This is a genomic window from Sinomicrobium endophyticum (assembly GCF_052983315.1).
Genome location: NZ_JBRKIS010000038.1, coordinates 26,336 through 41,975 on the forward strand (window position 1 = coordinate 26,336; position 15,640 = coordinate 41,975).

Annotated in this window: 12 protein-coding genes; 8 read left to right on the forward strand and 4 right to left on the reverse strand. The window is 43.7% G+C overall.

Translation table 11 applies throughout. The annotated features are described in order from the left end of the window. The first annotated feature begins 305 nt into the window (after nucleotides 1–305). Nucleotides 306–701, forward strand: a complete 396-nt coding sequence (locus ACVBDU_RS13670) for a hypothetical protein (RefSeq protein WP_447180293.1) — start codon at nucleotides 306–308, stop codon at nucleotides 699–701. A 174-nt stretch (nucleotides 702–875) separates the two neighbouring features. On the opposite strand, the gene hutH is transcribed toward ACVBDU_RS13670, so the two are convergent. Continuing rightward, entirely contained in the window at nucleotides 876–2,387 is a 1,512-nt protein-coding gene (gene hutH, locus ACVBDU_RS13675) for a histidine ammonia-lyase (RefSeq protein ID WP_447180294.1), read from the reverse strand. A 120-nt stretch (nucleotides 2,388–2,507) separates the two neighbouring features. Then, entirely contained in the window at nucleotides 2,508–4,058 is a 1,551-nt protein-coding gene (locus tag ACVBDU_RS13680; RefSeq protein WP_447180295.1) for an NAD(P)H-hydrate dehydratase, read from the reverse strand. 301 nt (nucleotides 4,059–4,359) lie between these two features. On the opposite strand from ACVBDU_RS13680, the gene thrA reads away from it, so the two are divergent. The 5 genes from thrA (at nucleotide 4,360) to ACVBDU_RS13705 (ending at nucleotide 10,494) form a co-directional block, all read left to right on the forward strand. Next, the gene (gene thrA / locus ACVBDU_RS13685; protein WP_447180296.1) at nucleotides 4,360–6,807 is read left to right on the forward strand and encodes a bifunctional aspartate kinase/homoserine dehydrogenase I; all 2,448 of its coding nucleotides are present in this window, start codon (nucleotides 4,360–4,362) and stop codon (nucleotides 6,805–6,807) included. Nucleotides 6,808–6,897: 90 nt separating this feature from the next. Continuing rightward, the gene (locus tag ACVBDU_RS13690) at nucleotides 6,898–7,821 is read left to right on the forward strand and encodes a homoserine kinase (RefSeq protein ID WP_447180297.1); all 924 of its coding nucleotides are present in this window, start codon (nucleotides 6,898–6,900) and stop codon (nucleotides 7,819–7,821) included. A gap of 16 nt (nucleotides 7,822–7,837) precedes the next feature. After that, on the forward strand, nucleotides 7,838–8,404 hold the full coding sequence (locus ACVBDU_RS13695) for an AAA family ATPase (RefSeq protein WP_447180298.1): 567 nt from the start codon (nucleotides 7,838–7,840) through the stop codon (nucleotides 8,402–8,404). Between the two features lie 6 nt (nucleotides 8,405–8,410). Beyond that, nucleotides 8,411–9,715, forward strand: a complete 1,305-nt coding sequence (thrC, locus tag ACVBDU_RS13700; RefSeq protein ID WP_447180299.1) for a threonine synthase — start codon at nucleotides 8,411–8,413, stop codon at nucleotides 9,713–9,715. A 134-nt stretch (nucleotides 9,716–9,849) separates the two neighbouring features. Beyond that, nucleotides 9,850–10,494, forward strand: coding sequence for a 4'-phosphopantetheinyl transferase family protein (locus ACVBDU_RS13705; RefSeq protein WP_447180300.1), 645 nt, complete (start codon nucleotides 9,850–9,852; stop codon nucleotides 10,492–10,494). 113 nt (nucleotides 10,495–10,607) lie between these two features. Here the strand turns inward: ACVBDU_RS13705 and ACVBDU_RS13710 are convergent, their stop codons facing one another. Next, on the reverse strand, nucleotides 10,608–13,508 hold the full coding sequence (locus tag ACVBDU_RS13710; RefSeq protein WP_447180301.1) for an FAD-binding and (Fe-S)-binding domain-containing protein: 2,901 nt from the start codon (nucleotides 13,506–13,508) through the stop codon (nucleotides 10,608–10,610). A 65-nt stretch (nucleotides 13,509–13,573) separates the two neighbouring features. On the opposite strand from ACVBDU_RS13710, the gene ACVBDU_RS13715 reads away from it, so the two are divergent. Together ACVBDU_RS13715 and ACVBDU_RS13720 are read left to right on the forward strand one after the other, a co-directional pair. Further along, nucleotides 13,574–14,050, forward strand: a complete 477-nt coding sequence (locus tag ACVBDU_RS13715; RefSeq protein WP_447180302.1) for a hypothetical protein — start codon at nucleotides 13,574–13,576, stop codon at nucleotides 14,048–14,050. 130 nt (nucleotides 14,051–14,180) lie between these two features. Continuing rightward, nucleotides 14,181–14,657 (forward strand): hypothetical protein, encoded by a 477-nt coding sequence (locus tag ACVBDU_RS13720; protein WP_447180303.1) that lies wholly within the window; start codon nucleotides 14,181–14,183, stop codon nucleotides 14,655–14,657. A gap of 202 nt (nucleotides 14,658–14,859) precedes the next feature. Here the strand turns inward: ACVBDU_RS13720 and ACVBDU_RS13725 are convergent. Then, nucleotides 14,860–15,640 (reverse strand): IS3 family transposase (locus ACVBDU_RS13725; protein WP_447178419.1); only part of this gene is annotated, 781 nt, incomplete at its 5' end.

The following is a 15,640-nucleotide window of genomic DNA, read 5'->3' on the forward strand; positions in this document are numbered from 1 at the left end:
ACAGAGCATAAGTAGAGAATTCAAGAGGGTATCTAAAAAGGTTTTTAACCACAAAGTTCAAGACTTTTTAGACACCCTCTTCTTTTATCCTACCCTCATCCGGGTTTTCCTGAATCCCTAACCCTGCCAGGAAAATCCGTACAGACCTTTACTTTTCTTTGCCAAAAAGCTTTTTCTTCGAAAATATATGCATTTTATCTGATTTTTTTCTATTTCCCTCAAAGCCAGTTTATTTTCGTACCATCCTTTCAAAACAACCTATACTTTTTGATATGCTTTTTTAACCGGGAAACAACCCGCTCATTATGCCAAAAAGAATAAAACTGGACTTTGGATATCTCGAATTTCACGAGAATTTCGTTATTTCGGAAATAAACGAGGGAACACATATTGTATCTGAACAAAATAAGATACTCATTTCGCTTTGTCTCGAAAATTTTAAAGACAGGCCTTTCGGATATATTTCAAACAGAATATACTCTTATTCTGTTGATCCTTTCACTTATCCGGAAATAGAGAAAATTAAAAACCTGGTAGCTATTTCCGTAGTTGTCAGTACTTCTGCACAAAGGCTCAGTTCCAGAATAGAAGAATTGTTCTGCAAAAAACCGTTCCGGTATTTTTACAACCTGGAAAACGCTAAAAACTGGATACAGGATAATGTAAAAACCTCCGGGGGTTACTCTCGGTTAGCTAATTGAAAAGTTGTGGGATTTTTGGTTATTTCAATCCCGTTATAAAGTTTTGGGACAGGTAAGTTTTTTTTGGTATTTGTACGGGTATTATCTTGTTATTATATGAAGTTATAGATTAAAACCCTGCTCCTGATATTACCTCACCAGATAACCTTTGTAAAATTTCAATCCGCCCTGTTGTTAATCAGCTAGCATTTCTTCTTCGATATTGTAATCTTTTAAAAAGTCAATGGCTGCTGCAATATCATTATGTAAAACCCTGTCCTGGCCTATAAATGGCACTTTCTGCCGGAAAGTTCCCAGAAATTTTTCCAGGAGAGGGGATGTCTTGGCCGGCTCACGGAATACCATTGCCTGTGATGCATTGAGCAGTTCTATAGCCAGTACACGCTCTACATTGTCCAGTAACGTTAAGCATTTGGTAGCCGCATTAGCCCCCATACTCACATGGTCTTCCTGTCCGTTGGAAGACACTATACTGTCTATACTGGCCGGTGTGGCAAGTTGTTTATTCTGACTCACGATACTTGCCGCCGTATATTGCGGTATCATTAAACCGGAATTAAGTCCGGGGTCGTTGACCAGAAAAGCCGGTAACCCTCTCAATCCGGAAATAAGCTGATATGTTCTTCGCTCCGAAATGTTTCCCAGTTCCGCCATGGCAATCGCCAGATAATCCAGGGCAAGTGCCAGGGCTTGTCCGTGAAAATTCCCTCCCGACAATATTTTATCTTCATCCAGAAAGATATTAGGATTGTCCGTAACCGAATTAATCTCCGTTTTAAAGGTCTTCCGCACAAAGTTCAGCGTATCTTTCGTAGCCCCGTGTACCTGGGGCATACAGCGGAACGAATACGGATCCTGTACATGCTTCTTTTTCCTGGATATAAGTTCACTGCCTTCGAGGAAGCCGGATATCCTTTCCGCAGTCTTTACCTGTCCGCGATGTGGTCTTATGAGATGAATAGATGCATCAAAAGGCTCTATTCTTCCGTCATATGCCTCTAATGAAACACTTCCAATAAGGTCTGCCAGGTACGAAAGTTTATACGACCGTATCACCATAGATATGCCATAAGCGCTCATAAACTGCGTTCCGTTCAGCAGGGCCAGGCCTTCTTTGGATCGTAGCTGCACAGGCTCCCACGCCATAGATTCCATCATCTCATCCGCCGGTATGATTTTCCCTTTATAATATACTTCTCCTTTTCCTATCAACGGCAATGCCAGGTGCGCAAGAGGTGCCAGGTCTCCCGAAGCCCCTAGCGACCCCTGCGTGTACACCACGGGGATAATATCGTTATTATAAAAATCTATGAGTCTTTGCGCTGTGGATAACTGCACTCCGCTATATCCGTAAGAAAGGGACTGCACCTTGAGCAGCAGCATCAGTTTCACAATATCCGCAGGCACCTTTTCCCCGGTTCCGCAGGCATGAGACATGACCAGGTTTTCCTGTAATTTATTCAGGTGTTCTCCCGAAATTTTAATGTTGTATAACGATCCGAAGCCCGTATTAATACCGTAAATGGGGTCTTTTTGGTTTTTCAGTTTTTCATCCAGATATGTCCTGCATTTTTTAATATTGAGTTTACCCTCTTCCGAAAGCGCTATTTTCTTCTCGTTCCGGACAATATCCAGTATCTGTTCCAAATTCAGTATGTCCGTACATATATAGTGTGTATCCCTCATTCCTGCAGAAGTTGAAAAATCGGTCAAAATTCCACATTCAAACCAAAAAAACCAAGTTTTTATTATTAATTATTTATCGTGAAAGGCGAAAATAGAAAAACCGTGATTCCTCCTGCTTTTCTATTGCCTGGTCTCCTGTCCGGCCGGTGGATTCTCCGGACGAGCAAAAAGGTCCAGGAAGGCATCCCCCGTATAATCTATAATTCCGCTTGCCGTAAGCGCTTCGTACCCCGTATGGGAAACAGCTATATCGCCGGCCTTTCCGTGAAGGTAAACACCGAATATGGCAGCATTAACAGTAGTGTATCCCTGGCTTATAAGACCTGTTATAATCCCTGTCAAAGCATCCCCGCTTCCACCGGTGGCCATTCCGGGATTCCCCGTACTGTTAACATATAACTTTTCATCATAAACTACAATTGTATGCGCATCTTTCATAACCAGGACAAGATCGTATTCTTTTGCAAAAGCCTTTCCTTTTTTCAGTTTTTCCATATCATCCTTCCACGGCCCTATTAGCCGTTCCAACTCCTTCGGATGTGGGGTAAACACGGATTTTGCAGGTATCCATTGTAACAATCCCGAATTTTCAGATAATATATTGAGCGCATCGGCATCGACCACCAAAGGGGTTGTGTTCTTCTTCAGAAAAGCTTTAAAGGCATCTACCGTAGCCCTATGTTTCCCCAATCCCATACCTATACCTATAACCTCCGGCTCTATGTCAAATGCAATAGTGGAAATATGCTCTTCATTGGCATCTGTCAGCACCATACCTTCCGGCAAGGTGGTTTGAAGTACCGAATACCCGCAGCGGGGCATATATGTGGTTACCAGCCCGGCCCCGGAGGTCAGGCAAGCCTTTGCAGAAAGATATACGGCCCCTATTTTACCATAACTGCCACCTATAAGCAAGGCATGTCCGTAAGTACCTTTATGCGAGAATTTCTTTCTGGGTATATAGAGAGAAACTGCTTCGTTTTTTTCTATAAGCACGGCTTCAGGTTCTACACTTTGCAGGTATTCTTTGTCCAAACCTATATCCAGGACTTCCCAGGAAGGGGTATAAACACCAGTGCCCGGGAGGAAAAACACCAGTTTCGGGGATTGAAACGTAAGAGTGTGTGCAGCCTGAATAACCGCAGCATCTCTTTCCTGCCCTTTATCCATAAACAATCCGGAAGGCATATCTACGGAAAGCACAAAAGCACCGGCGGCATTGATATGCCGTATCAGTTCCTCCACCCATCCGGAAGGCGGACGGTTAAGCCCTACTCCGAAAATGGCATCCACTACAATGTCTTCACGGCCAATTTCCGGCAGTTCTTCCCCTTTATCCCCGTTAAAATGTTCCGGCCAGTGTTTCATGTTTTTTATCCGGTCGAGATTAAGCAGAAAATCCGGGGACCTCTTTTTGCTGAAGTCGACAACATATGCCTTTACACGGTATTCATTCTCCAACAGGTGACGGGCAATAACAAGGCCATCACCACCATTGTTCCCGATACCGCAAAAAACATGAATACATACCGGATTGCCCTGTAACCTGCCATGAAGCCACTCAAAAACCTGCTCCCCTGCCCTTTCCATCAGTGCATCACTGCTAATATTCTGGTTTAAAATTGTTAATCTGTCAGCTTCACGTATTTGTTCAAGGGAAAAAATATTCATTGTATTGAGTTTTTATTTTTTCTTTAATAATTTCGCAAAAATCGAAAATATGTTTGCTCCTTTTGACAAATGTACTACATTTGAACTGTCAATACTTCAATAAATGTCAGAAGCTTTTAATATATCACCCATTACTTTCAAAGGATGTACTTCTATATCCGGGATGATTTCTTTTGGCATTATTACAACTGGTATTATTACCCCGTTTGGGGTATAATTCTTTCATATAATCCGCATCTCTTTTGTTTGAACCAAACATTCAAACTCTTAATATTTATAATCAACTCAAGATTTTTCACACATGAAGGTTTTAAAATTCGGAGGTTCGTCCGTTGCCAGTGCCGAACGCATAAAATTGGTAAAAAATATCGTAGAAAGCAATGCTAAAGATGACAAACAGGTTATTGTAGTATCTGCTTTCAGCGGTGTAACCGATCTTCTTCTGGAAGCAGCCGAACAGGCTGCCGTGCGCAACGAAGGCTATACCCAAATAATAGAAGAAATAGAGAAGCGACATCTGGATACTGCCCGGGAACTGCTTCCGGTATCTTCACAAAGTAAAATTCTAAGCGCCCTTAAAAGGGAGCTCAACACTCTGGAAACTCTTTTGGAGGGGGCTTTTCTGATCGGTGAAACCACATCCAAATTACTGGACAGAATATTGGGATACGGTGAACTCCTCTCCTCCTATATCATAGGTGAATTCTTTGTTTCGGAAGGGTTGGATGCTATTCATAAAGACAGCCGGACCCTTATCAAAACTGATGAAAATTACGGAAAGGCTGCTGTAGACTTTACCGCTACCAACCATCTTTGCGAAACCTATTTTGGTACCGTAACTTATAAAATAATTGTGGCCCCCGGATTTGTCGCTTCTTCGACTAATGGAAATTCCACTACACTCGGAAGGGGTGGATCGGATTATACAGCGGCCATCATAGCCGGTGCCGTGCATGCTTCCGTATTGGAAATATGGACCGATGTAAGCGGTATGTATACCGCAAATCCGAAACTGGTAAAACAGGCTTTTGCCATACCCGACATCTCTTATGAAGAAGCCATGGAGTTGTCGCATTTCGGGGCCAAAGTACTGTATCCGCCAACCATTCAGCCCGTACTCCTAAAAGGGATCCCGATTCATATACGCAACACCTTTCACCCGGAGAAAAAAGGCACTTTGATACGCAAAAACACCAATGGTTCCTCACGGCCCGTCCGCGGGATCAGCCACATAGATAATATGGCCCTGCTTTCCCTGGAAGGTAGCGGTATGGTTGGGATTTCCGGTATTTCCAAACGATTTTTCGAAGTGCTCTCCCTGCACAATATCAACGTTGCTCTTATAACCCAGGCCTCTTCCGAACATTCCATATGCATCGGTATCGCCGAAAAAGATATGCAAAAAGCGGAGAAGGCTGTCAATGAAGCCTTTGAGTACGAAATAGCCGCTAAAAAAATAAAACCGGTAATCGTAGAAGACAACCTGGCTATCGTAGCCCTGGTTGGCGATAATATGAAAAGTCACCAGGGACTCAGCGGTAAAATGTTCAGTGCCCTCGGACAGAACAATGTGAACATCCGGGCCATAGCGCAGGGAGCTTCCGAACGGAATATTTCTACCGTAATTCACAAATCCGATGTAAAAAAAGCCCTGAATACCTTACACGAGCGTTTCTTTGAAGACAACGTGAAACAGCTCAACATCTTTGTAATGGGTGTAGGAAATGTGGGTGAAAAATTCCTGAACCAGATAGACAGGCAAAAAAAATACCTCAAGGAGAAGCTCCGGCTTAACGTAAGAGTTGTAGCCCTATCCAATTCCCGGAAAATGTATTTTGACGACAACGGGATAGACCTGAAAAACTGGAAAGAAGCCCTGGAAAACGGAGAAACTGCCGGTATGGGAAAATTCTTTGAAAAGGTAAAAGAACTCAATCTCAGGAACAGTATATTCGTAGATAATACGGCCAGCGATATCGTAGCCGAAACTTATGCGAATTACCTGAAAAACAGTATAGCAGTAGTAACCTGTAACAAAATAGCCTGTTCTTCCGATTTTGAACACTATTCCCTACTGAAAGACCTTTCCAGGAAGTACAACGCGCCTTTCCTTTTTGAAACCAATGTGGGAGCCGGGTTACCTATTATCGATACACTCAAAAACCTGGTAGCTTCAGGAGATAAAGTAAATAAAATACAAGCTGTGCTTTCCGGAAGCCTTAATTTTGTATTCAACAATTTCGATGACAAAAGTTCTTTTAGCGAGGTCGTAAAACAGGCGCAGGCAGAAGGCTATACCGAACCGGACCCTAAAATAGACCTGAGCGGTATTGACGTCATGCGAAAAATACTCATCCTGGCCCGGGAAAGTGGTTATGCACTGGAGATCGCCGATATTGAAAACGAATCTTTCCTGCCACAGGAAAGCCTGGATACGGTTTCGGTGGATGATTTTTACAAATCCCTGGTAGATCACAAGTCGCACTTTGAAAAAATATACACCAACGCAGCTTCTGAAGGATGCAGGCTGAAATATGTAGCACAATTCGAAGACGGCAAAGCTAAAGTCGGACTTCAGCACATACCCAAAGACCATCCTTTCTACAACCTGGAAGGAAAAGACAACATTGTACTGTTTTTTACGGAGAGGTATAACGAACAACCCCTGCTTGTAAAAGGAGCCGGAGCCGGGGCAGATGTTACCGCGTCGGGTATTTTCGCCGATATCATAAGGGCCGGTAATATGTAATCCGTAAATAAAGTAGGAGATGCCTGTTTTACCGAAAAAAAAGGTGTTTTTGGTTTACAGGTATCTTTTGTCGTTTCAAAAAACAATAAAATGAACGAAATACGATTTTTTTGCCCGGCAACAATAGCCAATGTCACCTGCGGATTTGACGTACTGGGATTATGCCTGGATACGGTTGGAGACGAAATGGTGGTCCGGAAAACGGAAGCCGGTAAGGTGTCCATTACCAAAGTCGAGGGCCAGGAACTTCCCCTCCAAACGGAAAGAAACGTGGCAGGTGTATCCGCGCTGGCCATGCTTAAAGCGCTCGGGAGTTCGCAAGGGTTTGAAATAGAGATATATAAAAATATAAAACCCGGAAGCGGCATTGGAAGTAGTGCAGCAAGTGCCGCAGGTGCCGTATTCGGCATAAACAAACTTCTCGGAGAACCTTTTTCCGCAGCAGAACTCATTCCTTTTGCCATGGAAGGAGAAAAACTGGCCAGCGGTGCGCTGCATGCCGATAATGTGGCCCCTGCCCTTCTCGGTGGTTTTTCCCTGGTACGCAGCTACGAGCCCCTGGATGTTATAAAACTGCATACTCCCGGAGAACTTTTTGCTTCTGTCATACATCCGCAGATCGAAGTAAAAACAGCAGACGCCCGTTCCGTGCTGAAACATTCGGTACCATTAAAAAAAGCCATACAACAATGGGGAAATCTCGGAGGTCTTGTTAGCGGACTGTACACGGAAGATTACGAATTAATTTCCAGGTCTCTTAACGACGTTATCATTGAACCGCTGCGCAGCTTGCTCATTCCTAAATTCGACCAGGTGAAACAGGCTGCTTTAGACGCAGGTGCTCTCGGAGGGGGGATTTCCGGGTCCGGCCCCTCTATTTTTGCATTGAGCAAAGGACAGGGCACTGCGGCAAAAGTAGCGGAAGCCATGGCCGGAATATACGCCGATGCAGGTGTGGATTTTGACGTGCATGTGTCCGGTATCAACGTGGAAGGAATGCGGATTCTTTCCTGAAAAAGCGCCTTTAAAAATGCTCCATAAGGATACACAGGAAGAAAAAGGGTTTTATGTTTTTACCGGGGGCCCCGGCGTAGGAAAGACCACTACGCTGAAGGCTTTATCCCGATCAGGACTGGAATACGTTCCGGAAGTGGCAAGAGAGATCATCCGGGAACAAATGGATAATAAAGGAGATGCTTTACCCTGGAAAAATAAAGAAAAATACCGGGATATGATGTTACGGTATTCCATAGATTCTTACCGGGATGCCGTGGAAAGAAAAACCACCGGCATCCTTCTGTTTGATCGTGGTATCCCGGATTCTCTCGCGTATTCTTACCTGGAAAATATTCCGGTATCCGAAGAAATGAAAAATGAAATACACAGGTATCGTTACCATAGCAAAGTATTTCTTTTCCCGGCATGGGAAGAAATATACCGGACCGACGGAGAGAGAAAACAGGATTTTGAAGAAGCCCTGAGGACTTATGAAGTTATGCGCGAAACATATACCGGCCTGAATTATGAAATAGTGGAACTCCCGAAAATCAACGTGGAGGACCGTGTCAAATTTATACTGAACCATCTCAACTTGTAAAAAATAATGAACTATTACAGCTTAAACCGCAAAAGTGAAAAGGCAACTTTCAAAGATGCCGTAATAAGGGGGCTTGCTCCGGATAAAGGATTGTATTTTCCCGAATCGGCACATCCGCTGGAACCTGATTTCCTAAACGACCTCGAAAACCTTCCGGATGCGGAAATCGCCTTTCGGGCCATAAAACAATTCGTGGGGAACGAAATACCGGAAGAAGAACTTCGCAACATCATAGAAGATACTTTGTCTTTTGATTTTCCCCTGGAAAAAGTAGAGGAAGATGTTTTTTCCCTCGAACTTTTTCACGGACCTACCATGGCATTCAAAGATGTCGGGGCCCGGTTTATGGCCAGGTGTCTCGGGTATTTTAACCGGGACAGAAAACAGGATTCCGGGAAAGTTACCGTTCTTGTGGCTACCTCCGGAGATACCGGGGGTGCAGTGGCAAACGGTTTCCTCGGTGTAGAAGGTGTAGAAGTCGTTATCCTCTACCCTTCCGGAAAGGTGAGTGATATACAGGAAAGACAGCTTACAACCCTTGGGCAGAATATAACCGCGCTGGAAGTAAAAGGTACTTTTGACGATTGCCAGGATATGGTTAAAACGGCTTTCCTGGATGAAACCTTAAAAGAAAAGAACCTAACTTCAGCCAATTCCATTAATGTTGCCCGCTGGTTACCACAAATGTTCTATTTCTTTTTCGCTTGCAAACAACTGAAAAACAAGAATAAAGACGTCGTATTCGCCGTGCCGAGCGGAAACTTCGGTAATATTTGCGCAGGTATTATGGCTAATAAACTGGGGCTTCCTGTTAGCCATTTTGTAGCCGCTACCAATATCAACGATACGGTACCACAATACCTGAAAAGCGGTGTGTATGCTCCAAAACCGTCCAAACAGACGATATCTAATGCCATGGACGTAGGAAATCCAAGCAATTTCGTACGTATACAACAGCTTTTTGATAATGATATCGAAGTATTAAAAGCCAAATTTTCATCTTACAGTTTTACGGATGAAGCTACTCGCAATACCATGGCCGCGATCTACAAGGAAACCGGTTATATAGCTGATCCGCACGGTGCTGTAGGTTACCTGGGACTTAAAGAATATCTCGACAAAAACCCCGGAAAAACCGGGATATTCCTGGAAACCGCACACCCGGTAAAATTCCTGGATATAGTGGAGGAAACACTGGGAGTGAACGTAGGTATCCCAGAACAGATTCAAGCCGTAATGGGCAAAGAAAAAGTGAAACAGAATATAAGTTCTTATGACGAACTAAAAAGTTTCCTCCTGGATGCCAGATAAATTACCTTAGGAAAGAGCCGGAAAACCTGATTCGTTTCAAAGGTTTTCCGGCTCTCTTTATACTACCTCTAACTTTATACTTTTAAGGAAATAAACCGTAATTTTACGGATAGAATTAACCAAAGCCCTGCCCCGTGAAAGTTTGGTTTCATCTGCTCGACAAGGACAATCTTAAAGAATACCTGGACATCCCGGTTGAAAATCCGTATTTTAAAGCCAGGACAGATGCCTTCCGGTTCGACCCGGATAAAGCCAAAAGAGTAGCTGCATACTTACTGCTGAAAAAAGCCATACTGCATTCGGGAAATCCTCCGGAACTGATGAACCGGATGAAACATACCACGTACGGGAAACCCTATATTGAAGACTGGGATACTTTTAACTTCACCTATTCCCGTCAGTGTGTTGCTTTATTTCTTGGGAGAACAGAGCCGGTAGGCCTGGATATTGAATTTACGGAAGACATGGACACAGACATACTTTCCTGGCCTCTTCATCCCGGTGAGAAAGATTATATCATTAAAGCGGACAATCAAAAACAGGCATTTTACGAGATTTGGACCAGGAAAGAAGCAGTTCTGAAAGCAGCCGCAAGCGGTATTACCGATACTATGAAAAAACTGGACTGTTCCGGTAACCCGGCCCGGTTCCGGAACAAAATATGGTTTTTGAAAAAATTGTCCATTACATCGGATTATGTGTGTCATGCAGCAACCGGAACAAACACTTCCGAAATCAAAACTATTTCCATACCCAAAGAAATTCTACTCACTACATGAGATATGAAATGTTCCGTCCCGATAATTCGTATGGCATCGAAATATTTTTATAGTTTCCCGACACTTGAAGGTTTACCACGGGATATTTGATTCTTCTCCATATCTTATTTCCATTATTTCCTCAAAGCTTCTTTCAGTATGGTAACCGGGTGTTTTGCTTTTCTGCCTGTTCCGTCCAGTATCTGGTGTCTGCAACTGGTGCCATTCGCTGCGATGATGGTGTCTGCTTCCGTACCGCGTATAGCCGGGAACAATCGAAGCCCCCCTACTTTCATGCTCACTTCGTAGTGTTCTTTTTCATAACCGAAAGAACCCGCCATTCCGCAACAACCGCTGTTTATGATGCGTACGTTATAATTTTCGGGCAGGTTGAGAATATCGAATGTGACCTTCTGATCGGATAAAGCTTTCTGATGGCAATGACTGTGTATTTTCACCTGTCTGGAATCATCGGTAAACTGTCTTTTGGTTATATTTCCTTTTTGCATTTCAGCAGCGAGAAATTCCTCGATCAAAAATGAATTTCCGGCCAGTCTGCCAGCTTCTTCCTTATCTGTAGCAAGTTTCATATACTCATCCCGAAACGACAGAATTGCAGAAGGTTCCAGCCCGATCAACGGGCTATTTCCGGAAACCAGCCCTCGTAATTTTTCTATATTCCTGTCCGCAGCCTTTGCTGCCTGCTTTAAAAAACCCTTGGAAATAAAGGTGCGGCCACTATCTCCCTTATAAACCCGGATACGGTATCCCAAACCTTGCAAAAGATCTATTGCATCACCTCCGATATCTCCGTCTAAATAACTGGTAAACTCATCGATAAAAAGAACAACTTCAACTTTATCTTTAATATTGTCAGCTGTATTTCCCGGTTCCGAGAGTGACTTTTTAAAAGGGTTTAACGGGGGAAAACTCCTTTCCGGCGCAATACCGATTCCTTTTTTAAGCAGTCCTGCCGTAATCTTATTTCGGTATACCTCATTGACCAGCCAGGGAAAAAAAGATACAAAACTATTTAGCTGCGTATTGTAGGCAAAAGCCTTGTCCCGGAAACTGGTTCCGTTTTCCTTTTGATACTGGTAAAGGAATTCCGCCTTTAATGTAGCCACATCCACATTGCTTGGACATTCGCTGCTACAGGCTTTGCAACTTAAACAGAGATCGAGTACTTCTTTGATTTCCTTATGGTCGAACCTGTTTTCCTTTTCTGACCGGGTAAGAAACTCCCGCAGGGTATTTGCCCTGGCACGGGTAGTGTCCTTTTCGTTTTTCGTCGCGTGGTAACTCGGGCACATAGCCCCGGCAGACAGATGGGTTTTCCGGCAATCACCACTACCGTTGCATTGCTCCGTAGCCCGCAATATTCCTTCCGAGCCGGAAAAATCGAGAAAAGTGTTAATTTCAGGTTCTTCGCGGTCCGGCTCATAACGAAGTGATTCATCCATGGGAGGTGAATGCACTATTTTTCCCGGGTTAAAGATATTCTTAGGATCGAAAACCGATTTTATTTCCGTCAGTAACCGGTAATTTTCCTCCCCAAGCATCTGTTTTACAAACTCCGAACGTACAATCCCGTCTCCATGTTCTCCGCTCAGGGAACCTTTATACTTCTTAACCAGTTTTGCTACATCTGTGGTTATACGGCGAAACATGGCCACATCTTCCGTGGCTTTCAGGTTAAGTATCGGCCTTAGATGTAGTTCTCCCGCCCCGGCATGGGCATAATAAACCGCTCCCTGGTTGTATTTCTTCATCAGGGCGGAAAACTCCGCTATGTAAGGAGCAAGATCATCCAGGGCTACTGCAGTGTCTTCTATACAGGCCACAGCCTTTTTATCTCCTACAATGTTACCTAACAGTCCCAGCCCGGCTTTCCGCAGTTCCAGTGCTTTCTGAATGTCATCGCCATACAATACCGGATACGCATAGCTTTGGCTGCTTTTTACGAGTGCTTCCAGCAGACTGTTCTTTCTCTCCTCCAACACCGCTTCGTCATCCGACCTGAGTTCCAGCATTAAAATAGCCATGGGGTCTCCTTCTATAAAAAAGCGATTAGCCATCTGGCTTTTATTGTTTTTGGTGCAGTCCAGTATTACCTTATCCATCATTTCACAGGTAAACAGGTTGTGTTGCATTACCGGTACAACAGCATTAAGACAGCTTTCAATACTGTCAAAATGTGCCGCCACCATAACACTGTGCTTCGGAGGAAGGTTTTCCAGCTGCAATTTGATCCGGGTGATAAAAGCAAGGGTGCCTTCACTTCCACAGATCAGTTTACAGAGGTTAAGGTTTTCCCCCTTCTGCTCAAACGGTTTCTGCTTTATAATCTCATCTATGGCATATCCGTTATTTCTCCTGTGAATTTCAGGTTTCGGATAAGCATCGCGGATACGTTCTCTTACTCTTTCAGGTAGTAATTTTTCATGTAAATTTCTATATAGATGTCCTTCTAAGGTGTTTAATTCAAGTTTTTCTTTAAACTCATTTTCCGTTAGAGACTTAAAGATCACTTCCGATCCGTCAGACAAAACAGCTTCTATTTCCAGTACTTTATCCCGGGTTACTCCGTATTGAATGGAAGTCGTTCCGCTGGAGTTATTACCTACCATTCCGCCGATCATACAACGGTTGGATGTCGATGTATTCGGTCCGAAAAAAAGATCGTACAAATGCAGATACTCGTTTAGTTCATCCCTTATGACCCCGGGTTCCACATCTACTGTTTTCTTTTCTTTGTCAACGTGGAATATTTTGGTAAAGTGGCGGGATACATCTACTACAATCCCCTCTCCTACACATTGCCCTGCCAGGGAAGTCCCGGCTGTCCTGGGAATGAGTGACAAGTTGTTCTCCGCAGCATGTGCTATGAGTTTTTTTATATCTTCTTTGGTCCTGGGGTATGCTACTGCAAGAGGAAGTTTCCGGTATACGGAAGCATCTGTGGCATAGATATTTCGATATAAATCATCATATCGTATCTCGCCTTCGAGCTGTAAATCTGCCGGTTTTAACATGATCCTAATAAGATTTGTGTAAAAATAGCGTTGTAATGGCATTAAACAAAGTTAAATTGAACTATATGAGAAAAACATTCTTGCTCTTACTTGTAGTACTCGGAGTAGCTTCCGTGTCTCATGCGCAGCGGATAGCTCCTAATGCCCTCGGATTACGTATTGGTGACAGTGACGGATTTGGCGCGGAAGTATCGTACCAAAGATTGTTAAAAAGCAATACCCGCCTGGAACTCGATCTCGGGTGGCGCAATTCCCGTTACGTTGACGCCGTTAAACTTACCGCACTGCACCAATGGGTCTGGAGACTCGATGGTAACTTTAACTGGTTTGCAGGTGCCGGCGGCGGATTGGGTAGCTACGACAATGACAGACTGGATAAAAGCGGGACTTTTTTGTTTTTAGCGGGAGACATAGGCCTGGAATATAATTTCGATATTCCCCTTGTTATCTCCCTGGATATGCGTCCCGAACTGGGTTTTAACGATTATTACAGGGACGACCTTGATCTGGACATTGCCCTGGGTATCCGGTTCCAGTTCTAAAATTCGTTTTGGAGTAAATCTTTCCGTTTTTGCAATATATTTCGCAAAAAACAATTGGATTTGGATGTAGAAATATCAAAAAAATTCCCTAACTTGAACTATAATTTTTGTTAAATTAATAATATCTGTTATGAAAAATTTTGTTTTTTTAGCCGTTTTATTCGTAGGGGTTATGGCAACATCCCAGGCACAGGAGATCGCTCCCAATGCTCTTGGACTTCGTTTGGGAGACAGTAAAGGTTTTGGTGCGGAAATCTCTTACCAAAGGGCTTTAGGGTCCAACAACCGCCTGGAACTCGACCTGGGCTGGAGAGACTCCGACCATGTGGATGCCTTTAAGCTTACCGGTTTGTACCAGTGGGTATGGAGCCTGGAAGGTAATTTTAACTGGTATGCAGGTGCCGGTGGTGGTCTGGGTAGCTACGATAATAAAGATATTGATGACAGCGGTGCTTTCTTTTTCGTGGCAGGTGATGTAGGTATTGAATATAATTTCAACATTCCACTTATTTTATCCCTGGATTTCAGGCCGGAACTGGGTTTCACGGATAACTACAGGGACGGACTGGATCTGGATATCGCCCTTGGTATCCGTTATCAGTTCTAAAAGCATACATTAACATTGTATTTTAACTCCCGAAGGCCTTGGTCTTCGGGAGTTCTTGGTTATTTACACTACGTTATCAAATCCATCTCACTTCCAGGGCAAACGCATTAAAAAAACTATAATTGAAACGTTTAATGGTTACAGGTTACAGGTTCCAAGTTTGGGCATTGGGCATGCCTGAATATGGTTGCCTTTTTTCTGGTTAATAATTAATCTTAAATCTCGGTTTTTGTTCAGGGGTTAACCCCTGAACAAAGGTTTCAAATTCTACAGGTTTCATATTTTTTAGTGAACCATGTGGACGTTGATAATTGTACTTTTCTACGATTTTTTTTATCAATATTCTCCCTTGTTTTAAACTGATATGGGAGTGGTCAAAATCGATATATTCATTTTTTAATATGCCGTTTAAAGATTCTGCATGAGCATTCTCCCAGGCTTTACCGCCCATGCTAGGCTGTACCTGATTTTCTGTATGTAACTCAGCTAATCGCTTATAAACGTATTGGCTGCCTTTATCCGAATGAAATATGAGTTGTTTCCGTTCGGTTTTAGCAGTCGTGGCCAGGGCTTCCCTATAAGCTACAACTATAGTATCCTCTGCGGTCAGGGTGGCTGACAAACTCCAGCCTTTGATTTTCCTACTGTACACATCCAGGATCAAGGTCAGGTAATAAGGCTTCTTAGCCGATACAGCGATATAGGTAATATCACTCACCCAAAGCTGGTTGATCCCGGTTAGTTGTAAATCAGTGATCCGATTAGGATACCAATGCTTCCCCCCATAAGTGGTACGGTAACGGTTGCGCTTGCGCTTTAACCTAAAGCCATGACTCAGCAATAAGGCCTCGGTCTTGTCCCGACCCATCCCGGTAGGCTTGAGCTCCGCATAGAGCTTCCTACAACCCAGCCGAGGATGGCCCTTACGAAGCTCCCTTGCGCCTTCCAGAACACTATTCCTAACCCGGAGTTGTTCCTGGTGG